The organism is Veillonella sp. HPA0037 (assembly GCF_000411535.1).
Lineage (GTDB): Bacteria > Bacillota > Negativicutes > Veillonellales > Veillonellaceae > Veillonella > Veillonella atypica.
In genome coordinates this window covers 1,135,882-1,158,225 of sequence record NZ_KE150483.1, presented here as the reverse complement: position 1 = coordinate 1,158,225, position 22,344 = coordinate 1,135,882, and the positions used below count along the sequence as shown (strand labels likewise).

General features: G+C 38.9%; 24 protein-coding genes. 14 read left to right on the top strand and 10 right to left on the bottom strand.

The features are described from left to right. Positions 1-27: 27 nt before the first annotated feature. The 4 genes from HMPREF1477_RS05430 (at position 28) to HMPREF1477_RS05415 (ending at position 4,144) form a co-directional block, all read left to right on the top strand. Positions 28-852 carry a MetQ/NlpA family ABC transporter substrate-binding protein gene (locus HMPREF1477_RS05430; RefSeq protein ID WP_005381439.1) on the top strand — a complete coding sequence of 275 codons (825 nt, stop codon included), beginning with the start codon at positions 28-30 and terminating at the stop codon, positions 850-852. A 587-nt stretch (positions 853-1,439) separates the two neighbouring features. Next, on the top strand, positions 1,440-2,906 hold the full coding sequence (locus tag HMPREF1477_RS05425; protein WP_005381470.1) for a DASS family sodium-coupled anion symporter: 1,467 nt from the start codon (positions 1,440-1,442) through the stop codon (positions 2,904-2,906). A 273-nt stretch (positions 2,907-3,179) separates the two neighbouring features. After that, a complete protein-coding gene (locus tag HMPREF1477_RS05420) occupies positions 3,180-3,584 on the top strand; it encodes a PACE efflux transporter (RefSeq protein WP_016476102.1) in 405 nt (134 codons plus the stop codon). A 59-nt stretch (positions 3,585-3,643) separates the two neighbouring features. Further along, entirely contained in the window at positions 3,644-4,144 is a 501-nt protein-coding gene (locus HMPREF1477_RS05415; RefSeq protein WP_016476101.1) for a hypothetical protein, read from the top strand. Positions 4,145-4,269: 125 nt separating this feature from the next. Here the strand turns inward: HMPREF1477_RS05415 and HMPREF1477_RS05410 are convergent, their stop codons facing one another. Continuing rightward, positions 4,270-4,545, bottom strand: coding sequence for a hypothetical protein (locus tag HMPREF1477_RS05410; RefSeq protein ID WP_016476100.1), 276 nt, complete (start codon positions 4,543-4,545; stop codon positions 4,270-4,272). A gap of 724 nt (positions 4,546-5,269) precedes the next feature. Between HMPREF1477_RS05410 and HMPREF1477_RS05405 the strand changes: the two genes are divergently transcribed. The 6 genes from HMPREF1477_RS05405 (at position 5,270) to HMPREF1477_RS05380 (ending at position 11,985) form a co-directional block, all read left to right on the top strand. Further along, entirely contained in the window at positions 5,270-7,279 is a 2,010-nt protein-coding gene (locus HMPREF1477_RS05405) for an S-layer homology domain-containing protein (RefSeq protein WP_016476099.1), read from the top strand. A 239-nt stretch (positions 7,280-7,518) separates the two neighbouring features. Beyond that, entirely contained in the window at positions 7,519-8,004 is a 486-nt protein-coding gene (locus tag HMPREF1477_RS05400; protein ID WP_005375552.1) for a GNAT family N-acetyltransferase, read from the top strand. 157 nt (positions 8,005-8,161) lie between these two features. Next, positions 8,162-8,911, top strand: coding sequence for a DUF969 domain-containing protein (locus HMPREF1477_RS05395; protein WP_016476098.1), 750 nt, complete (start codon positions 8,162-8,164; stop codon positions 8,909-8,911). 1 nt (position 8,912) lies between these two features. Further along, positions 8,913-9,842, top strand: coding sequence for a DUF979 domain-containing protein (locus HMPREF1477_RS05390; protein WP_005384434.1), 930 nt, complete (start codon positions 8,913-8,915; stop codon positions 9,840-9,842). Between the two features lie 53 nt (positions 9,843-9,895). Further along, the gene (gene pcp, locus HMPREF1477_RS05385) at positions 9,896-10,549 is read left to right on the top strand and encodes a pyroglutamyl-peptidase I (protein ID WP_016476097.1); all 654 of its coding nucleotides are present in this window, start codon (positions 9,896-9,898) and stop codon (positions 10,547-10,549) included. Between the two features lie 107 nt (positions 10,550-10,656). Further along, positions 10,657-11,985 (top strand): S-layer homology domain-containing protein, encoded by a 1,329-nt coding sequence (locus tag HMPREF1477_RS05380; protein WP_016476096.1) that lies wholly within the window; start codon positions 10,657-10,659, stop codon positions 11,983-11,985. A 164-nt stretch (positions 11,986-12,149) separates the two neighbouring features. Here the strand turns inward: HMPREF1477_RS05380 and HMPREF1477_RS05375 are convergent, their stop codons facing one another. After that, complete coding sequence (locus HMPREF1477_RS05375; protein ID WP_016476095.1) at positions 12,150-13,343, bottom strand: hypothetical protein; 1,194 nt, start codon at positions 13,341-13,343, stop codon at positions 12,150-12,152. Positions 13,344-13,501: 158 nt separating this feature from the next. Here HMPREF1477_RS05375 and HMPREF1477_RS05370 point away from each other — a divergent pair, with 158 nt between their 5' ends. Continuing rightward, a complete protein-coding gene (locus HMPREF1477_RS05370) occupies positions 13,502-13,903 on the top strand; it encodes a hypothetical protein (RefSeq protein WP_016476094.1) in 402 nt (133 codons plus the stop codon). Between the two features lie 303 nt (positions 13,904-14,206). Here HMPREF1477_RS05370 and rbsB read toward each other — a convergent pair whose 3' ends face one another. The 8 genes from rbsB to HMPREF1477_RS05330 form a co-directional block, all read right to left on the bottom strand. Continuing rightward, positions 14,207-15,109: a ribose ABC transporter substrate-binding protein RbsB gene (rbsB, locus tag HMPREF1477_RS05365; protein ID WP_016476093.1), complete on the bottom strand. Its 903-nt coding sequence runs from the start codon at positions 15,107-15,109 to the stop codon at positions 14,207-14,209. 9 nt (positions 15,110-15,118) lie between these two features. Beyond that, positions 15,119-16,054, bottom strand: a complete 936-nt coding sequence (locus tag HMPREF1477_RS05360) for an ABC transporter permease (protein ID WP_004697939.1) — start codon at positions 16,052-16,054, stop codon at positions 15,119-15,121. Further along, complete coding sequence (locus tag HMPREF1477_RS05355; protein ID WP_016476092.1) at positions 16,054-17,535, bottom strand: sugar ABC transporter ATP-binding protein; 1,482 nt, start codon at positions 17,533-17,535, stop codon at positions 16,054-16,056. Before HMPREF1477_RS05355 ends, HMPREF1477_RS05360 begins: the two co-directional genes overlap by 1 nt. Positions 17,536-17,580: 45 nt before the next feature. Further along, a complete protein-coding gene (rbsD, locus tag HMPREF1477_RS05350; RefSeq protein WP_016476091.1) occupies positions 17,581-17,994 on the bottom strand; it encodes a D-ribose pyranase in 414 nt (137 codons plus the stop codon). A 206-nt stretch (positions 17,995-18,200) separates the two neighbouring features. Then, positions 18,201-19,085 carry a ribokinase gene (gene rbsK, locus HMPREF1477_RS05345; RefSeq protein ID WP_016476090.1) on the bottom strand — a complete coding sequence of 295 codons (885 nt, stop codon included), beginning with the start codon at positions 19,083-19,085 and terminating at the stop codon, positions 18,201-18,203. A 187-nt stretch (positions 19,086-19,272) separates the two neighbouring features. Continuing rightward, a complete protein-coding gene (locus HMPREF1477_RS05340) occupies positions 19,273-19,449 on the bottom strand; it encodes a hypothetical protein (protein WP_005381557.1) in 177 nt (58 codons plus the stop codon). A gap of 23 nt (positions 19,450-19,472) precedes the next feature. Beyond that, on the bottom strand, positions 19,473-20,129 hold the full coding sequence (locus HMPREF1477_RS05335) for an NAD(P)H-binding protein (RefSeq protein ID WP_016476089.1): 657 nt from the start codon (positions 20,127-20,129) through the stop codon (positions 19,473-19,475). A 79-nt stretch (positions 20,130-20,208) separates the two neighbouring features. Further along, a complete protein-coding gene (locus HMPREF1477_RS05330; protein ID WP_016476088.1) occupies positions 20,209-20,730 on the bottom strand; it encodes a cysteine hydrolase family protein in 522 nt (173 codons plus the stop codon). A 290-nt stretch (positions 20,731-21,020) separates the two neighbouring features. Here HMPREF1477_RS05330 and HMPREF1477_RS05325 point away from each other — a divergent pair, with 290 nt between their 5' ends. The 3 genes from HMPREF1477_RS05325 to HMPREF1477_RS05315 all read left to right on the top strand — a co-directional run bounded on the left by HMPREF1477_RS05325 (position 21,021) and on the right by HMPREF1477_RS05315 (position 22,247). After that, positions 21,021-21,266 (top strand): type II toxin-antitoxin system prevent-host-death family antitoxin, encoded by a 246-nt coding sequence (locus tag HMPREF1477_RS05325; protein ID WP_016476087.1) that lies wholly within the window; start codon positions 21,021-21,023, stop codon positions 21,264-21,266. A gap of 2 nt (positions 21,267-21,268) precedes the next feature. Beyond that, complete coding sequence (locus tag HMPREF1477_RS05320; RefSeq protein ID WP_016476086.1) at positions 21,269-21,589, top strand: type II toxin-antitoxin system RelE/ParE family toxin; 321 nt, start codon at positions 21,269-21,271, stop codon at positions 21,587-21,589. A gap of 190 nt (positions 21,590-21,779) precedes the next feature. After that, positions 21,780-22,247, top strand: coding sequence for a hypothetical protein (locus HMPREF1477_RS05315; protein ID WP_016476085.1), 468 nt, complete (start codon positions 21,780-21,782; stop codon positions 22,245-22,247). The last annotated feature ends 97 nt before the right edge of the window (positions 22,248-22,344 follow it).

The following is a 22,344-nucleotide window of genomic DNA, read 5'->3' as shown; positions in this document are numbered from 1 at the left end:
GATTGTGAAAGTATAGGAGAATGTACTATGAAATTTAAAAAGCTTCTTGCCCTTGGTGCGGCATTAGTATTTAGCGTAGCTTTTATCGCCGGCTGCGGTTCTAATAATAGCGATAATGGTGCTAAAAAAGAATTAACCTACAGTAAATCTCAGGGGCCTTACTCTGAATTGTTTGAAAAAGGTGTAAAACCAATTTTGGAGAAACAAGGCTATACCTTTAAAGGCGTAGATATGTCTGATTTGGTACAAGCTGACCAAGTGTTAAGTGATGGTGAGGTTGACTTTAACGTTGAACAACATACAGCATACATGAAAAACTTTAACGAAAAACAAAATGGTCATCTTGTAGCATTAACACCAATTCCAACAGTACCAGCAGGTATCTTTAGTGGATCTAAAACATCTTTAGATCAAGTGGCAGATGGCGACACTATTGCTGTACCTAATGATGCATCCAACATGGCTCGTGCTTATGCGTTATTGCAAAAAATCGGTTGGATTAAGCTTGATCCTAACAAAGATTTAGCAACAGTAACTCAAGCAGATATTATTGAAAATCCTAAACATCTTAAATTTACAGAAATGAAATCCCTTACAATTCCTTCTGTACGTACTGACTTTGATTATATCGTTATTACAGGCGCTATTATCTATAATGCAAAAATTGATCCTAAATCTGCATTGGCAAATGAAGACGTATTGCCACAATGGTTATTACAACTCGTAGTTAATGAGAAAAACAAAGATGCACAATGGGCAAAAGACATCGTAGCAGCTTACCACTCTCAAGAATTCAAAGACTACATGGATAAAAATAACAATGGCCTATGGTTTGTACCAAAAGGTGAATAAGAAGGGATACTAAATCGAAATAAAGTATCTGGGTGTTCTACTTGTTCTCTAGATAGGTTCATGATATACTTTTACTAGAGAAACGTGCTATGCATATGCACAAATAAGAGAACCACTGATAAGTTGCAGCTTATCAGTGGTTCTTTTGTTTCTGTGCCAATAATTTATGGAACGTAAAAAGTCGGTCCTGTACAAGTATGCGACTTTAGTAGTGTCTGTTAGTACATAGCGTAAAGAAACCCCTACACAAGCACAGCGACTTTAGTAGGACAAGGCCAATGGCCTTGTCCGTTAAGCTAGCTGGAGCGAGCATGTGTAGGGGTTTCTTTCGCTTTAAATTCTTATTCCTGCCGCATAGTTTTCATAGAGTTCTTTATGGTGACCACCACGCTCTATCAGTTAGTGATGTGTCCCTTATTCCACAATGTGCCGTTTTCTACTACTAGTAGGATGAAATTTATTACTAAAAGTTTATTATCAATTAATAAGTGTTATGATTGAGTTTATATCATCTTATTAAAATCTTTGATATACTAAATAGGCATTTTTTTGCAATTTTTGTTTTGAAGTAGTAAGGAGAGTTTCTAATGAAGTTGAATTGGAAATTATTCGCACCGCTTGTAGTAGCTATTATTGTATGGCTCATCGGTGCTCCTGAAGGTCTTAGCGCAAATTCTTGGATTTATGTAAGTATTTTCGCAGGCCTTGTGGTAGGGTTGATTTTAGAGCCAATCCCACCAGCTTTCATCGGTATCATTGCAGTTACCGTATCTATGTTGTTTAAGGTTGGTCCTGCCCCTGTGGTAGATAAAGCAACCGGTGTCGCTAAGGCGATTACTGATGCGCAAGCTATCAGCTGGGGCCTTAGTGGTTTCTCTAATGCCATCGTATGGTTGATCTTTGCCGCTTTCATGATTGGTATTGGTTATGAAAACTCTGGCCTTGGCCGTCGTATTGCTTTGTTCCTCGTAGCAAAGCTTGGCAAGTCCTCTTTAGGTCTTGGTTATGCTATCGCTATTACGGACCTTGTATTGGCTCCATTTATTCCAAGTAATGCGGCTCGTTCTGGTGGTACCATTTATCCAATCGTATCTAGTATTTGTCCGATGTTTGACTCCTATCCAGATAAGAACCCTCGTAAAATTGGTTCCTATTTGAACTGGGTAGCGTTGGCAACTACATGTGTGTCTAGCTCTATCTTCTTGACTGGTGCAGCGCCAAATCCATTGGCTCTAGAATTGTCTGCTAAATCTGGCATCGTAGCGGCGAACTGGGGCACATGGTTCCTCGCATTCTTGCCAGTAGGCCTTATCTTGTTCATCATCACTCCATTGTTGACCTATGTATTCTGCAAACCAGAGGTGAAAGGCTCCCCTGAAATTGCAGCCTGGGCAAAGGATGAGTATAAGAAACTAGGTTCCATGACACGCAGTGAAATCTTCATGGCCTTAATTTCCGTATTGGCTCTTGTGTTGTGGATTGGTGCGTCTACATTCAAAGTAAACCCTACAACAACAGCTTTGATCGTTATTATCTTGATGATTTTCACTAAGATTATGACTTGGCAAGACTTCCTTGCTAACAAACCAGCATGGAATGTTTTGACTTGGTTTGCTACACTCGTACCTATGGCTTCTGGCCTTAAAAATGTAGGCTTCTTGGAATGGCTTGCTAAATCTGCTGGTGGTTCTTTGGTTTCTTTAGATCCTACAATGGCAGTTCTTGGTTTGTTATTAGCATTCTGCTTACTTCGCTACTTCTTTGCTTCTGGCACTGCTTATGTAACAGCTATGGTAGGCTTGTTTGCTACTCTAATTCTTCAAATTCCTGGCGTTGATCCAGCTCAAGTTATGTTAATTCTGTTAGTACCAATGGGTATTATGGGTATCCTCACACCGTATGGTACTGGCCACAGCCCAATCTGGTTTGCTAGTGGCTATAACAAAGGTCCTGAATTCTGGAAATTAGGCGCTATCTTTGGGATTATCTACCTCGCGATCTTTATCGTGGTGGGGATTCCATGGATCCAGTTCGTAATGCCACTTTTAGGCTAGTTTTAAAGCCCTAATATATCTCTCTGCGCTCCAGTTCTTCGCAAGTCGCTCGATAGATATATTAGGGCTTTTTCTATCCAAAAGTGGCGTTACATCTGCAGGATGGTCGCGCTAACAGAATGTTCCGTGGGTCTTTTTTTATCCTAAAGTGGAGTGACTCACTTAGAAACAAGTCGCTCGATAGATATATTAGGGCTTTTTCATACCTAAAATGAAACTCTAGATTGTGTTATAATAACGCATATAGAGGTTGCATATAAACGCGAGGTATATATGTCTATTCTTGAACGTACGATACAATCAGTAATATTTGAACTGGGTGCGATTTTAATCGGGATGCTAGTCATTGAATTTATTCCTCATGAGGGGCAACCATTGTTGTTGATGATATTAATTTCGTTGACTGCAGTCATATGGAATTTCATATTTAACTGGATCTTTGATAAATTAGTACCAGGTGATCGATTGGCACGAGGCCCTGTAATTCGCACGATTCATGCTGTATTGTTTGAAGGTCTATTATTGGCGGCTACGGTGCCAATGATTATGTATATGATGAGTATCACCCTGTGGATGGCTTTTATTACGGATATTTCTATGACTTTGATTATCTTGGTGTACACCTATGTCTATAACTGGGTATATGATCGAGTACGTTTATTTTTTTTGAAAGCTTAATGTATGTATTTGAGGTAAGTACCTCTTGTAAAGTATATATCGTATAAGGGGAGGTTCTTATGTCTACAAAATCTATTACAGGCACCGGCCTTTTGTTGGCCGTAGCCTTGTTGGCTCAAAGTTTGCGTCTTATGTTTCCATTTATTCCAAATCAGATCAGTATGTTCCTTATTGGGTCTATCACATCGGCTACATTTGTGTTAGCCACATGGCGCTATGGTTGGAAAAATGGTCTTGTTATTGCCTGGGTTGCGCCAGTTGTAGCACATTTACAAGGTATGTTGCCATTGCCACCATTTATTTTTATTACAGGATTAGGCACGACAGCCTATGTATTAGTCGCACATTGGTTGCAACATAAACCAAAACTTTTACTTATCATTGTGGCTGCATTGGTGAAAGCAGGCGTTCTATTTGGCGGATATTCGTTGTTTTTCTCTTTATTCCAACTTCCACCAAAGATTGTAAATGCCATGCTCTTTGTATCTAGTTGGCCACAACTTGTGACATCCTCATTAGGGATTATTTTGGCATTGCTAATTATGAAACGTGTTAAATAGGTTTGATAGTTCTTTTATAATAAATCAAATAGATAATAAAAAGGTGTTACACATCCTCGTTGTATTGATAACAGCTAATACTGTTTCAATAGGGGATGTAGTAACACCTTTTTATATGAGATATTCTATTGTTTTTTCTTAAAAGATTTTAGGATGAAACCACCCACAGTCCCAGTGATACCAAAGCCTAATAGACCCATGCCAATTGTATGCATTAAAATACTACTTTGATTGTTTTTAGAGATTTCTTGTGCCGCTTGCATTGCACTAGTAGCTTTTTTTGCAATCTCCACATTGTTAGCTGATGGATCTGGAATGACAAATAAGATTACGATGGCAATAATTAAACTAATAATACCAGCAATGAATAAATACTTTCCGCGTTGGTTTACTTTTTCCATAATATCCTCTCCTTTATATATTACGAAATAAGATATATAGTGTTCATCTTGATTATATCCTGTATGTATATAAATGTAAATTAATAATTCTGTATATGATTTTCGTAATTAAGTACTTATGGAAGGTTAGTGAAAATGAAAAGGGAAAAGGGAAAAGACAGTTTATAGTTTGTTTAAAAATAGAGATTTGATGTGGTTGAGATAATGTTCGAATTAATATTAAAATATATTTAAAAATACATAAAAACAACTAATTATTCAGTATCGTAAATGAATAGAAACATCTAGTATTCATAATTGGTTCATGAAAATATAGTGAGGGTGATGTGTTTTGGATTTGCTGTGCTTATTAAAATATTGATTATTTATAAGTAAATTGATGTATCGTATGAAAAGGGTACAAAATATTCTGATTTTAAAGCTCATCATAAAAATTGATGAGCATATCAATAGGGTATAGAACAATGGCAATCAAGCTATTTTTGATGTATGTGAAGTGTTATTAATGAACTTTATATGGAAAAAAGTCTTGTGCATATCGTAAAATTTTGATATGCTATGCAAGTAATTAACAATATAAATTTTTCTTAAACTAACTCAAACATAATTATTTAGAGATAGAGAGAAAAAATATGTTTAGGTTAGGCTAAAGAGAGAGGCGAATAGAGAGGCTGAAAAATTGTATTGTATATTGTTAAGGATTTTAATTTAGTGAGGGTGTAAGATGAGAGAAAACAAACATTCCAAAAAATTAGCATTTGCAGTATTGGCTGCTACAGCAGCTGTTGGTGTATCCGCAGTTGCTCCTGTTAGTGCAGCAGCACCTGTATCTACAGCAGGTGGTTTTATTTTTGCAGCCGTAGGTGATCAAGCTGGTCAAACTCCAGACACTACACACAATAGTGTTTCTTATGGTACTGTTGCAACTGGTACAGCTACTAGCATCGCAGTTGGTCAAGGTAATAGTATTACAAGTGCTACTGGTTCTAGCAGTGCTTATGGTAACCAAAATACAGTTAATGGTGACCAAGCTAACGCATTTGGTGATGGCAATACTGTAGAAGGCTCTTATGCACAAGCATTTGGTGATAGCAATGTTATTAATGGTACACATGCCATTGGCTATGGTTACAAAAACACTGTAGGTGAATCGACTTCTAATTTCCGTGATCGTGATTATGATAACGAACCAGATAGTGCAACATTACGTCCAGGAGATTGGAAATCTAATTCTGTAGCTATTGGTTCTGAAAATACTGCATTAGGTAGTTCTGCATTGGCAGTAGGTAATGGGTCTCAAGCTAAAATGAGTGAAGCTATTGCTATCGGTCACGCTGCAGACGCTGAACGTACTTGGTCTACTGCAATTGGTACACGTGCAAATGCATCTGAAGTTCGTTCCCAAGCTATTGGTTTTGAAGCACAAGCTGCTGGATACAAATCAAATGCAATTGGTTCTAGTGCAGAGGCAACTGGTGCACATACTAATGCAATCGGTTCTTCCGCTATTGCTTCTGGTGACCATGCACAGGCTTATGGTGCGGGTGCACAAGCTCGAGGTCTACGTGCTAATGCTTTTGGCTCTGATGCACATGCTACAGCTGACCATGCTATGGCAATTGGTGACCACTCCGTTGCGACTGATGCAAATTCGGTTGCTATTGGCTTCCAATCTCAATCTGCTCCGGCAACAGCTGTAAATAATGCTTCTATCACAACAACTAGCATTACAAGTGGTGCTCCAATCGCAACTCATACATATGGTGGTTTTGCTGGTGTAGGTTCTGCAACTAAAGGCTCTGTTTCTGTAGGTCAAGTTGGTCAAGAACGTCAAATTAAGAACGTAGCAGCAGGCGAAATCTCTGCTACATCTACAGATGCTGTAAATGGTAGTCAATTGTTCTCTGTAGCAAAGGATTTACAAAATCAAATCGATAACTCTACACCAGGTACCATCAACAATAACATTACTAACTTGACTAACCGTGTAGGCGACATAGAACAACGCGTTAACAAAGTAGGTGCAGGGTCTGCTGCATTGGCTGCGTTACATCCATTAGACTTCAACCCAGATGATAAATGGACAGTAGCTGCTGGTTATGGTCACTACCATAATGCTAACTCTGCTGCATTGGGCGCTTTCTACCGTCCTAATGAAGATACAATGTTCTCCATCGGTAGCACAGTAGGTAATGGTAACCCTCAATTAAATGCAGGCGTATCCATTCGTCTTGGTAAACGCGCTCCTGAATCTCGTTCCCGTGTAGCTATGGGCCGTGAAATTGCTGAATTGAACGCACGTCTTCAAGATATTGAAAATAAATACAATAACTTGTTACAAGTATTGAATCCACATGCAATCGATCCTAGCAAAACTGCTGAATTCCCAGATGTTCCTCGCAATCACTGGGCTTACCAATACATTAGCCAATTGGCAGGTAATGGTATCCTTGTTGGTTACCCTGATGGCACATTCAAAGGCGATGCAACAATGACTCGTTACGAATTCGCAACTATGTTGTACCGTGCTCTTCAAAATGGTGCACCTATCGATGATAACATGCGTCGTGCTATGGACGAATTCCAACCTGAATTACAAAATATTCGTCTTAACCATTACCGTGTTGACCGTATTTCTGGTGGCGATAATGACCGTCATAAAACAGAACGTGTTCGCGTTAACAACGAACCTAAAAACCAACGCGACGTATATGGTTCCCGTATTAGCCAATAATATATTGATTATAACTTCCCCTCGAGCTTGTGAAAGCTCCAAAACAGGATGTATCCTCGTGATGCATCCTGTTTTTGTTTATTATAAAGATTATAAAACTTCATCAAATATTTATGTAAAATTATTGCATTTAGATACACATAGTAGTATAATTACATTTATGATAATAAATATACAGAATATATGTATAAAATATAAAAAATAGTAGTTTGATAAAGATATAAAATGAGGGCAAGACAATGAAAGAATTCAGACAATTAACAGTAGAAGATACAGCGGAATACCATAAGGTTTTAATTGATGGTTATGCAGCTATTAAAGATTTTCCAATCACCTTTGATGCCATCGATTTTACCGAAGAAGAATCTAAAGAGTGGATTGAAACCTATCCTGTATATGGATTGTATATTGACGGACAATTAGTGAGCTCTATTACATTCTGCATGCCATGGGTTAAATACTCTACACCGGATAAATTTCCACATATTGCCCATTTCGTAACAGCACCAGCTTTCAAAGGCAAAGGCTATGCACGGGAAACACTTGGTTATGCAGAAGAGTTGTTAAAAACTCAATTTAAGACACCAGCCGTTACATTGGGTACGGCTAAAGAGCATCCATGGTTGCCTAAGATGTATGAATCCTTTGGATTTAAAGCTTATGATCAAGTACATTTTAGAGGAAAACAACATACAACGGTATTGTTTAAAAAAGACTTGATATAACTAATACAAGCACCTTGTGAGGATATTCCTCGTGAGGTGTATTTTTTTGTACAAGATAGTGCAGAATTTTTACATTTAGATATATAATATATACATATATGTCATATCTATGCGTTCGTTTTGAATGGTAGATGGTTTATTGAAAGGATGTGAGACTATGTTAGTCTTATCTGGTATTTTAGTGATGGTCATTGGTCTGATGCTGCGCTTTAATGCCTTGTTAGTTGTCGTAGCCGCAGGTTTTGTAACGGGCCTTGCAGGTGGTCTCAGTATCAACGATATCGTTGGTGCCATTGGGGAGGCTTTCGTTAAAAATCGTTATATGTCATTATTTATTTTGATTTTACCTGTTATTGGTCTTATGGAACGTCATGGCTTACGTGAACGGGCAGAAATTTTGATCGGCAAGATCAACGCTGCTACGGCTGGTCGTATCTTTATGATTTACCTATTTGTGCGCCAAGTAACTGTAGCTTTTGGTATTAACATGTCCGGTATGGTTGCCATGGTACGTCCGTTGATTGCACCTATGAGTGAAGCTGCAGTAGCTCAAGGTCGCCCCGTATCTCAACGTACTCTTGATAAGGTGCGTGGTGTAGCTGCTTCTGCAGATAATACAGGCAATTTCTTCGGTCAAAACTTGTTCCTTGCTGCTGGTGGGTTATTGCTTATCAAAGGTGTTATGGAACAATTAGGCTATTCTGTAGAGTTAACAGATATGGTGTTATACGGATTGCCAACTGCTGTTTGTGCCTATATCGTTAACTTCATTCGCTTTATTATCTTTGATAAAACAATTCAAGCCTCTGTAGCTCGTGACGAAGAGGATATGAAAGCTGGTAAATTAGTACCTAATGAATTTAATATCCTTGTTACACCAGAAGAATTAAAGAAGGAGGCTGAATAATATGTTAGAACTTATCTATAAAATGCAGCCCTTAGATTATGTATACCTTCTCGTAGGGATCATCTTATTTATCTTTGCCATTCAATCATTTTTAGATAAAGAACATAAATACCGTATCGGTACAGGTTTATTCTGGCTCTTGTACAGCGTGTCCTTTATCTTTGGTTCTTATCTATCAAAGGAAATAAATGGCTGGCTCGTTATCGCCATGGCTGCTATCGTCTTGGTAAAACAACTCGGCAAAGGTCATTACTTTGAATCTCCTATTGAATTCAAAAAAGATGAAGCAGTCCGTATTGGTAATGTTATTTTCGTACCGGCTTTACTTGTTGGTATCATCACATTCATCATTGGCTTCTTTACTAAATTAGGTGCTCTTGTAGGCATTGGTATTGCGGCCATCATCGCAATGTGTGCTGCTCTTTACATCACTAAGGGTTCATTTAACCAAGGTTTCCATGAAGGTCGTCGTCTTATCGATGCTATCGGTTGGACTGCTATCTTGTCCCAATTATTAGCGGCCTTAGGCTATCTATTTAATTTGGCTGGCGTTGGTAAAATTATATCCAGTGCTGTAGCTAGTGTGGTGCCTGCAGATAATGTATTCCTCGTAGTTGTAGCATACTGCATCGGTATGGTCATTTTCACAATGATAATGGGTAACGCTTTTGCAGCCTTTGCGATGATTACAAGTGCTATCGGTGTTCCAATGCTCGTTGTAGCTCATGGTGCAAACCCAGCTGCTATTGGTGCTATCGCAATGCTTGCTGGCTATTGCGGTACCTTGATGACACCTATGGCTGCCAACTTTAACATTGTACCGGTAGCGCTTCTTGAGATGCGTGATCAATACGGTGTTATTAAAGCTCAACTTCCAATTGCATTGATTATGCTCGTGTTGAACATCCTATTGATGTACTATTTTATTTAAGACCTTGTTCTGTGGATGAACAATCTTTTGAAATATCCTTATGAGGTGTTATGATGAAAACTATTTTAATTACTGGATTTGATCCATTTGGTGGCGAACCTATTAATCCTGCATGGGAAGCTGTAAAAACGATGGATGGTTATACTGATGGCGATTACAAGGTGGTCACTCAAATGGTGCCAACTGTACGTTATACTTCTGTTGATACTGTGAAAGCAGCTGCTGAAAAATGCCAACCAGACTTTATTCTATGTGTAGGTCAAGCAGGTGGCCGTCCAGATATTACAGTGGAACGTGTTGCTATTAACTGCGATGACTTCCGCATTCCAGACAATGGAGGCAACCAACCTGAAGATGAACCTGTTGTATCTGATGGTCCTAGTGCCTATTTTGCAACGTTGCCAATTAAAAACATTGTTAACGCATTGCATCAAAATGGCATTCCTGCAAAAGTTTCTAATACAGCCGGTACCTTTGTATGCAATCATTTGATGTATGGTGTATGCCATTATGCGGCACAAAAAGGTAATATTAAGGCGGGCTTCATGCACATTCCGTACTTGCCATCTCAAGTGGTGGATAAACCAAATCAACCAAGTATGGCTATTGAAACTGTACGTGCCACATTAGAAACCATCGTTCATGTATTGGCTCATGGTGAAAGCTACAAGGCACAAGATATCAACTATACAACACCTCATGAATAGTCGGTATCTTTAATACGTGTATCGCATGTTATATAGTATGATGATGCGGTGTAGAGCATATAGAGTCATATATTTTGTTTGTGTATAGATGAGAGTGGGTTATCTCTATGAATAAAAAATTAGTAGCAAGTTTAGTTTCTTGTTTTGTATTGGGTTCTGTTAGTGCCTATGCAGCAAATCCATTTAGTGATGTAGAGCCTTCTAGTTGGGCCTATCAATCCGTAGAACAATTGGCATCTGCCGGTATTATTAATGGCTACCCAGATGGGACTTTCAAAGGCAATAAAGATATTACGCGGTACGAAATGGCCCAAATGGTAGCGAAAGCCATGGCGAATCAAGATCGTGCTAATGCGGAACAACAAGCTATGATCAATCGCTTGGCCGATGAATTTAGCAATGAACTTAATACATTGGGCGTGCGTGTAGCAAAATTAGAAAATCAAGTGGGTAATGTGAAGGTAACAGGTAATTATCGTTTACGTTATCGCGGCAGTCAATTGAAAAATGATGCGTATGCTTATGGAAAGCATTCCTCCTTTGATTATCGGGCTCGTGTGATCTTTAATGCTAAGGTCAATGATAAAACCGATGCCGTTGTTCGTGTACAAGGTTCCGGTGAGCTCGGCAATAGCAATGCTAATATAGCTCAGGTAAATCTTGCTTATGTAGATCATCATTTTGGTAAAGACACAACATTGCGCGTAGGTCGTCAACTCTATACGCCTGCACTAGGGCTCATGTATGATGACCTCATCGATGGGGCGCGCCTCATGTATAAACATGGTAAGCTAGATGTATCCGCTAGCTATGGTTACTGGTGGGGTGGTGCAGGTACCTACCAAAATAAGGAAAACACTATCTCTGCAGCTATGCTAGAAGTGAAAGGTAAACTTAACAAACATGTTACTCTTGGCGGTATGTATGGCCGATTCCATAATGGTAAATTATATCAAGGTCAAGACATTGATGCGGCTACAGGTAAACAAGTTAAATCCTTTATCGATTCTCCATATAAGAACATTTGGGGCCTTAACGCGAATATGAACTTTAACCGTTGGAATGTATTCGGTGAATGGCTTACAGCACCAGGCATATCCAATTCCCAAGCTTGGATGGCTAGTGTAGGTTATGGTAATTACAATATTAGTAAAGCGCGTACTTATAGCGTACGTGGTCAATATTACTATGAAGAAGCTAACTCGCCTGTCTTCAGTAGTGCCTTTGCACCGGCCTATAGCTTCTACAATCAACACTATGTGGATACTAAGGGCGTTGCTCATGTACGTAATGGTTTTAAAGGCTTTGTAGCTAATGTAAACTACGTACCATTCCAAAATGTATCCATCGGTGCTTACTATGGCTTCGGCAATAAAGACATGGACGGTAATAAATTAGGTGATTACTGGCGTACAGACGTGAACTTTATGTTCTAATCTCAGAACGTCCTATACATGTGGTTTCAGTATTAGTACAGGCCTGTACTAATTCTCAGAAAGGATATATAGGGGTACTACAAAATAGAACAGGCCTGTTCTATTTTGTAGTAGGGGTTGTTCAAAATGTAATAAGAGGCTGTCATTATTGACAGCCTCTTTTGCTATTGTTGAGGTATATTAGGATGCATGAAATTGATGTATCTTTCATCGAGTAAATGTATGAAATAAGCAGATCGTTGTTGGATATAGGATTCTAATATATCTAATTTTGCATCTGTTAATATATCTGATGGGATACGATTAAATTTAAATCCTAATAATGGTGTTAACATGGCACGGTGCGAATCATGAAGATATAATTTTGCCAATGTATTAAAGGAGAGTCCCCAAAAACTGATATCTTTCACACCATTTAAATCGGCATATTCATCGTTAGTTATATTGTAGAATAATGAATTTCCATGATCAAATAAAGGTGCAGGACCTAGGATACGATTGCTTTCATTATCGATGAGAACACCAAAATTGTTGAGGTGTCGATCAGTATTATGAATGAGTGCATCAAATACCATCATATCAGAAAATGGGATAATACCGTACAAGCTAGCTATATCGTGCTGCTTATCATATAACATGAGTTCATCCCGAGAAATTGGTTCATTTAAGAGCCCAGATATAGGCATATATCCAATCTGTTCTGATGTGAATAGAGGACAAGCACTGACTAGTTGATTATGGAATGTAGTGAGTTTATATTCCACATGTGCTAAGCCCATAGCTGCTGCAATTTGACTAGCATATACTTCGTTGAGTGCCTCAAGCCCTCCATTGGCATAGCGAGGTGTTGAACCTTTATATAAATAAATGACATCATTTTCACGATGCCAACACTTACGGAGCATGCCGTTTGTTGTGTATTCTGGGGTCGTCACAATCCCTTGTATATGACTATCTTTGCCTGTGAAAGCGATGCCTGCCACAATTTCGCTAAATGGATTGTCGTATAAATTAACATCTGACCATGAAATAGTGGAATGAGTCGGTTTTACCCAATATGTATCATTTAGAGATAGACCATAGGTTACATCTAAATATCGATATGGATTTTCTGTATCTGAAATGGCATCTAATAAATTCTCAACAAATGCACGATTATTTGGAATCTTACGTTGTAATAACCAATTTTTTAGTCCTTTTATGGTAGGTTGCATATTTATTGGTAATGTCGCATTATCTATGATTGTTAAATCAGAAATATCCATGCGAACCAATGTGGTTAAGTTGACAACATCTTCGTGCCTCTCGATGCAAAACTGCAAGAGAGGGGTATCCTTGTTGAGTAATACATACTCCATATGAATCCTCCTTTCCTTTGAGTTTTATATATGCTCATTATAGCATAAGAAAAAACCTTTCTATGGATGTAGTTACAACTCAGATTATCTGAGTTTATTAGCTTTTAGATTGGATGCTATAATAAACAATATAAAGTTGTTTACGGAGAGTAATGATAATGTATGAAATTGTAAATGAATCTAATTTAACAATAGCATTTGATATGGATACACAACTATCTCCTTTTGGAGCCTTTGGTATTTATATCAAACAAGGGAATCATTGTTGCTCAGCTATCATTGATACCGGTGATTGGTGGGGGATACATAGAGGTTATAATGAGCTTGTCGACATGAATCAAACTTGTAAAGGAAAAGCTAGTTTTCGCCATTATCTGAGTAACGGTGGCAATAAACTTATATTTACATTAGATTCCAAAGGTGGTTTTAATATCAATGTTGTTATATGTGAGTATAATTACGAGTGTAAGATGACTGTTGAAAGCTTAGACCAAACGTATTTACCCAAGTTTATTGAGCTTTTCAAAGTTTTTCTTGAGCGAGAACCTAAAGAAATTTAGTTTATATTGCATAAATCTAAAAAATTATTGAAGTAGGCATATAATAGCTATATATTTTATAAATTAGTACACAACTGTACCAATTTCAAAGTAGCTTATATATGTGGTTTCAGAATTAGAACAGGCCTGTACTAAATCTCAGAAAGGGTATATAGGGGGACTAAAAAAATAGAACAGGCCTGTTCTATTTTGTAGAAGGGGATGTATTCGAGCCCCTATCTCCTAATGTTCTATAATTTAGCAATTAAAAAGAGTCGCACCAAACGGTGCGACTCTTTTTCTGTACCCAGTTTCTATATACAATTATTTTGTAACAACTTTAAGATCTACAGGAATTTTAGCTTCTACAGCTTCGCCTTTGATAACTTTTTGAGCTGTATCGATAGCGATTTTACCCATTTGGTCTGGTTGTTGAGCAATTGTTGCAGCCAATGTGCCGTCTTGAACAGCTTTATCTGCGTCAGCAGTACCGTCGAAGCCTACGATGAAGATTGTTTTGCCTGCGGATTTAGCTGCTTGGATAGCGCCCAATGCCATTTCGTCATTATGAGCGAAGATAGCTTGTACGTCTGGGTTAGCTTGCAAGATATTTGTTGCTACGTTCAAACCTTTTGTGCGGTCGAAGTCAGCACTTTGCTTTGCTACTACTGTTAAGTCTTTGTCAGCTACGTTATGGAAACCTTGGCCCCGTTCACGAGTTGCGGAAGCACCAGGGATACCTTCGATTTCAGCTACTTTTGCAGCTTTGCCTACTTTATCAACGATCAGTTGAGCTGCCATTTCGCCGCCTTTTACGTTATCGGAAGCGATGTGAGCTACTACTTTGCCTTTATCAGCAGAGCGGTCGACAGTGATTACAGGAATGTTTTTAGCATTTGCTGCTTCTACAGAAGTAGAGATAGCTGCAGAGTCTACAGGGTTGATGATCAATACGGAAACGCCGCTTTCAATTAAGTCAGAAATATCATTTGCTTGTTTAGCAGGGTCGTTTTGAGCATCAACGATTTTAACTTTAAGACCAAGCGCTTTAGCTTGAGCCTCAACGCCTTCTTTCATAGATACGAAGAATGGGTTGTTCAATGTGGAAACAGAGAAGCCAATCGTGCCGGACTTTTTGTCGCCGCCGTTATCAGCGCTTTTACCACAGCCTGCTACAAGACCGATAACCATGATAGCCATCGCCAACAGTAACAATAGTTTTTTCATAGAAACCTCCTAGGCTTTCTTGCGGTCTGCAAGAACCGCCAATAAAATGACAATACCTTTTACAACTTGTTGATAGAAACTGGAAACGTCGAGAATATTTAACCCGTTGTTGAGGGTACCGATAATTAGGGCACCAATTAATGTGCCAACGATATGACCACGACCACCAGCAAGGCTTGTGCCGCCAAGAACTACGGCTGCGATAGCGTCAAGTTCGTAGCCTGCACCTGCTGTAGGTTGTGCAGAGTTAAGACGAGATGTGATGATTGCACCAGCGATACCACAGAGCATACCAGTCAAGGCATACACGAAGATTTTAACGCGGTCAATCTTGATACCAGCAATGTAACTAACCTTTTCGCTACCACCTACGGCGTATGTTTTACGGCCTAAGGATGTGCGGCTCAATACGAACCAAAGGATGATGAAAGCTAGGAACATTGTGATGGCTGGAACGGGAAGGCCTGCAATATCCCCTTGGCCAAAGCCGTGGAATAGAGGGTCTTGTGTGAGACCGGAGATTGGGTTACCATCTGTGAATACTAGTGTCGCACCACGGTAGATTGTCATGGTCGCCAAGGTAGCGATAAATGGAGCTACGCGGCCATAAGTAATAACGAGACCGTTAATACCGCCCAATACAAGACCTGCACCGGCAGCTAATACGATAGCCAATACAGGATCAGTACCAGTTACGATGAGGTTGGCCATCACTGCACTAGAGAGGGCAAGGATGGAACCAACGGATAAATCGATACCGCCAGTTAAGATGACGAAGGTCATACCAAAGGCGATGATTGCATTGATGGATACTTGGCGCAACAAGTTACGCAAGTTAGAGAATTCAAGGAAACTGTCGTTCATGACAGAGATAATGATAAATAATAGGATGAGGCCGATGAGGGGGCCTAATTTTTTAACATATTGTAGAGCTTTGCTGTCCATTATTGTCCTCCTGTGGCTAATGTCATAATCGATTCTGGTGTTGCATCGCAGCGGTCCAAGATACCTGCTACGCGACCTTCATGAATGACCATAACACGGTCGCTCATGCCTAGCACTTCAGGTAACTCAGAGGACACCATGATAATGGACACACCATCGTTCGTTAATTCGTTCATTAAATCATAAATATCACGTTTCGCACCGATGTCGATACCGCGTGTCGGTTCGTCCATGATGATAATGGATGGCTTTTTACCAACCCATTTCGCGATAACCACCTTTTGTTGGTTACCACCAGATAGGGACGATGCCGGTTCGTGAATAGATTGTGTTTTAACGCCTAGCTTTTTAGACAATTCGTCAGCAAAGGAATTGAGCTTGCCCTTATCCAGTACATGAGATGGACAAATGTCGCCAAGGTTCGGTAATGTAATATTGGAACCGATGGAGAAATCGAGGATCAAGCCTTCGCTCTTTCTATTTTCTGTGATGAAAGCAATGCCAGCTTTGATGGCATCTTCTGGTTTTTTACAATTGAGAACAGATCCGTTAACTGTTACGGTACCGCCATTGTGTTTATCTACACCAAAGATAGCGCGCATGATTTCTGTACGGCCAGCGCCCATGAGACCTGCTACGCCGAGGATTTCGCCTTTGCGCAATGAAAAGGAGATTTCGTTGTCGAAACCTTCTGGTTTGAGGTTATCGACGCTCATCACAACTTCACCTGGTGTAGTTGTACGAGCAGGATAGAACTCGTCGATAGAACGGCCTACCATGTGGCGTACCACTTCGTCTACAGAAATCTCAGCAGTTGGCTTCGTAATGATGGTGTGACCATCACGCATAACCGTGATCGTGTCGCATTCGCTAAATACCTCTTCCATACGGTGAGAGATATATACGATTGCCACACCGCGTGCTTTCATTTTGCGCATCATTTTGAACAATGTCGCCGTTTCACGCTCTGTGAGGGCTGCTGTCGGTTCGTCCATGATGACAACCTTGGCATCTAACATTAAGATACGAAGAATTTCTGTCATCTGTTGGTGACCGACGGAGCAAAGGCCTGCTTCCGTTGTGAGCGGCAATTCGATGCCTAGTTCGCGGCACGTATTTTGTGCTTCTTCGAGCATCGCCTTTTTATCGAGCATACCGAATTTATTGCGCTTCGGTCTCATTAAATATAGATTTTCTAACAATGTTAGATTTGGCCAAATATTGAGCTCTTGGTGGATGAAAGCTACACCGTTTAGCTCGGCCTCTCTCGGGTTCGGGAAGGTGCGCTCTACGCCGTCGATGGTGATTTTACCAGCATCTGCCTTGTGAATCCCGGTAAGGATATTCATAAGGGTGGACTTGCCGGCCCCGTTTTCGCCCATCAAGGCGTGAACCTCGCCCTCCTTGAGGGTAATACTTACATCGCGTAGTACTTGGTTCGTACCAAATGCCTTTGCAATGCCTGACATAACAATTTCCATAACTACTCCTATATGACTTGTGAAAGTATCTCTTAATCTATTGCTCTAGGGACGATCGCTGAAAATACAATCGGCGCGCAAGATAATGTTGGCATACGGAGATGCTTCACCAGTTCTAATAATGCATTTGCATTGTTTTGTTGCTTCTTTGAAAGCATCGTGACTAGTTGTAATCCATTCGAAATCAGCGCAAGGGAATGTGGATTCCAAGAAGGCATGACCCTTTGGATTAAAATCCTTCATTTCCTTAGCGATATGAATTGCTTCAATCTTCATATGCTTTGTAATGAGAGATACAACCTGCTCAAAACTTGGTATACCGAATTCTAAAGCAAGGTCAATCTTTTGAACCCCTTCAGGTACGGGTAGACCACAATCAGAAATACAAATCGTATCTGTATGACCAAGATCTGCAAGAATCTTAGCAATATGACTATTTAAAATGCCGTGTCGTTGCATGTTAACTCCTTTCATTTCAATGAATGAGGCTGTTAAAGCCTCGTTCATTGTTCCCCTTATTATATAGAGGTCGAATGCATTTGCTATCAGGTAATTTTCGTTGGAGCTGAATAGGACTTTCAAAGCGACTTTGGCCCTGCGAAGGCCGTAGGCCGTAGTCAGACCCGGCCGGTGGAGCTTTTAAAGTCCTATTCGGTTCCTTAGTGTTACTTGGATAAGAATGCGTCGACCTCATCCTTCGTAGGCATACCCGACTGGGCACCTAGTTTTTGGATGGAAAGGGCCGCAGCTGCATTGCCGTAGTGCAATGCGTCGGCTAAGCTTTTACCATTAACGATAGCTGTTGCAAAGGCACCGTTGAAGGTATCGCCTGCACCTGTTGTATCTACTGGTTTAACCTTGAAGCCGGATACGGTGTGGATTTCGCCGTTGTCAGCATAGCCTACACCTTTACTGCCAAGAGTAACGATAATCTTGTTTTCATTAGCTAATAATGTTTCCTCTGTAGTTTTGTTAGGGTAGAGTGCCGATAATTCGTGCTCGTTTGGTGTAATATAGGTTGCTAGTTCCAACCATTCAGGATTGAGATCAGCTGCCGGAGCCGGATTTAAGAGGACTTTCACATTAGCCTCGTGACAACGACGAACGATGTATTCAATAGTTGGAATAGGAATCTCATTTTGCACCATTACGAGATCTGCTTGCTCGATAGCAGGCCAAGCATTATCGACTACAGACTGGTCTACCTTAGCATTAGCACCAGCGATGACAATAATGCTATTGTCGCCTTCAGCTAACGTGATATGAGCAGTACCTGTTGTCGTATCTGGGACAGTGACGATATAGTCCGTATTGATATGATTTTCTTTGAGGTTATCCAAAATCATTTGTCCATATGCATCTTGACCGATGCAGCCTACCATGGTAACCTCTGCGCCTAGGCGAGCGGCAGCAACCGCTTGGTTTGCACCTTTGCCACCGTGAGCGATGTGCAATTCGTTGCCCATAATTGTTTCGCCTGCTGCGGGACGTTTATCCGCGAGGACCACAATATCCATGTTGCAACTACCTATAACAACAATGCGATTCATGATATCTCCTTACCTGTTTATTAGTGTATCTTAATTCTGTTATTAGTATAGCGTAAATAACGTTGTTTATCTACATAAATAACCATAAATTATGGGAATAAAAAATCGGTATACATTTTCTTAAGTAAGAAATGTATACCGAATGAATTTTATAGTTTTATAAACCGTTAAGGATATTAATATCAGATTAGTCCAATTGATGCATCATTTTATCAATACGATTAAAAGTTTCTTCTATGGTTGTTGTACGTCCTTGAATGATGTCATTTTGTCCTTCAACCAGAGATGATAATATCTCTAGTTGGGCTTTTAACATATTATATGTTTTGTATTCTAGAGTGATTCTATCATTTGAAAGTTCCATAGAGGTCTCCTAATATATGGTGATTATAAAAACGATGGTTTATCGTAGTGTGTACCAGGTTCACCTACACCAATGCTGGCACGGCTGAATGGTGTTTCGTCTTCAACGTGTAGGATATCGTAAACAGCTTTAACCACAGCTTCTCGTGTAACTTGTGCATCATTGAAAGGAGCACCTTCAGGGATTAATTCATAATTCGTATTTTCCATGTCATTATAAAGCCAAGGTAGACGTAAAATCGTGTAGTTTAAGTTGGATTCGCGTAATACGTTGCGCGCCTGACGCTCGCCTTGTACATAGCTAATTGGTAGACTATCGAAGGTAAATTTTTCTAAAGCCGTTGGAAATTCACCAGATAGGCCAGCCATGGATAAGCCGATGATACGACGAATGTTTTGGCGAGCAAGTGCTTTCACAATAGCTGCCATATCACTGCCTGTTTCCATAGCACTGAGGAATACGACTTCTGTATTCTTAACGGCTTCCTCTAATTTTTTAGGGCTTTGGAACGATCCTTCGATAACGGTTATCCGTTCGTGTTCTAAAATTTCCGGATGAATGCGTGTGCTCAATTGACGTCCATATAATGTGATGTGCATATCTGTATATGTTAATAACGTCGCCGTTAAGCGTTGTGCAATTTGGCCTGCAGCGCCTAAGATTGTAATATATTTGTACATGTAGACCTCCTATGTCCTAGGCATAAGTATTTATATGTATTATATCACAACTATATGACGAGAAAGTGAGAATAACAATTTAATTAATAGCTAGAATTTCTTTTGTTGTTCTTAGTTGCGCAAATCGATTTCTCCAAATTTTTTCTTTGTAAAAGGATAAGATTTGATCGGCAGATAGATGGATGTTGTCAAAGGTTGAGATCGCATCTTCGACGATGGTGATTTTATAACCATATTCAAAGCCTACTTTCACAGATGTATCAATGCAAAATTCCACTTGCATTCCTACAAATGTTAAATCGGTAATATTTTTTCGGTTTAAATATTCCTTTAATTCAGTGTCCTTGAAGATGCTATTGTAATATTTATTGAAAATCTTTTCGTTTTCTTGAGGCTTTAATTCGTGATAGACTTGCCAATTATCACTGCCCGTTGCTAATAAGCCTTCATCTTCAGAGTGTCTGAAGAAAATTACTTCTATATTTTGCTCTCTAAAATGTTGAATGATTGCTTTTGTATTTGATATAAAATTTTTAGCATTATAAGGGTTTAACTTAACTAATCCTTCTTGTATATCAATTATGATTAATACTTGTGCCATGATATATTTCCTTTATTTAAAAATAAATTATATATTATTAAGTAAAAGTAATTAAAAATTATTATATTAGTTATTAAATTATTGTCGATTTCTTCGTATATAAGTATCTATGCGCATTATATCACAAGTATATAACAAGAAAAGGAAGAAAGCAGTATCATATATGTTGATAGTAATTTTAGGAATGCTGTAAAATTTACTGTTGAATTTACACGATAATTTAACTACAATAGTGATAAGGTATTTGCAAAATGAGTGTTATATCACTAAAGTATTTTGGAGGTGATAGTATGCCGAATATAAAACCTATTTCAGATTTACGTAATTATTCTGAAGTATTGCGTGATGTTGCTATAGATAGTCCCGTATTCTTAACTAAAAATGGTAGAGGTCGATATGCAATTATGGATATTCAAGATTATGAACGTGTGATGGCTACGATAAAACTTATGGGCGCATTAGAGATAGGTCGTAAATCTGGTGAAGAACAAGGGTGGATTTCATCAGAGCAACTAAAAAGTGAATTGGGAATTTAACGATGGATAATCAAATTAACTATGCACCAAAAGCACGAGAAGATTTGCTTAAAATAAAATCTTATATAGAAGAAGAAACCGGTGATATTGAGTTAGCTAAGAAAACTGTTTTGGATATAGTGACTACGAATGATTCCTTAAGCGCTTTTCCAGAAATGGGGCAGCGGTTATTGATAAATATGGGGAGTAAAATTGAATATAGATATTTGCTTTGTCATAATTATTTAAGTTTTTACCGTTATTTAGATCAGACTATCTATATTGATAGAATATTAAATAGTAGACGTGATTATCTTAAAATACTATTGGATGAAGTACATTAGTTTTTAAAGGCACCATCATTAATAGATGGTGCTATAAAATGATTTTAATAGTAACATGAAGATGCGCGAACACTCTTTATAATTTGAATGCATTGTGATTTAATGATATAAAAGTAAGATTTTATTTAATTTTAATCTGTAATTGAAAGAGAGAAGGCATTCATTACAAAATTATTTGGAGGGAACTAACATGAAGTTTTTAGATCAATTAGGAGATGCTGTAAAGGATGTAAAAGAATTAGCTAAGTCTAAAGCTAGTGTTGTAAAAGATTTAACTGCTGATGCTGCACAAGAAGTAAAGATATTGGCTAAAGAAAAAGCAAAAGATGTGAAGGCTAAATCCGCTGATGCGGCGCAAGAAGTAAAGGTATTAGTTAAAGAAAAGACGGCAGATGTTAAAGCTAAATCTGCTGATGCAGCACATGATGTAAATGAATTGGTAAAAGCAAAGTCTGCAGATGTGGCAAAAGATTTAGAAGCTACCCTTAAGGTAAAGGCTGAAGAGCTAAAACAAAAGGCTAGAGAAGTAAAAGATATAACGGCGGATGCGGCAAAAGATATTACTGAAACCGTTAAAGAAAAATCTGCAGGGGCGGCAAAAGATATTAGAGCGAAAGTTGCTGAAACAACTAGCGAAGATAAAACTTCAGGAAAATAAAAATGAGAATGACTTAATATTTCTTAGTTGGGTATTAAGCCATTCTTATTCTATTTTTAACACCAAGAGAACAGGTAGAGCATAGTATATCTAAAGG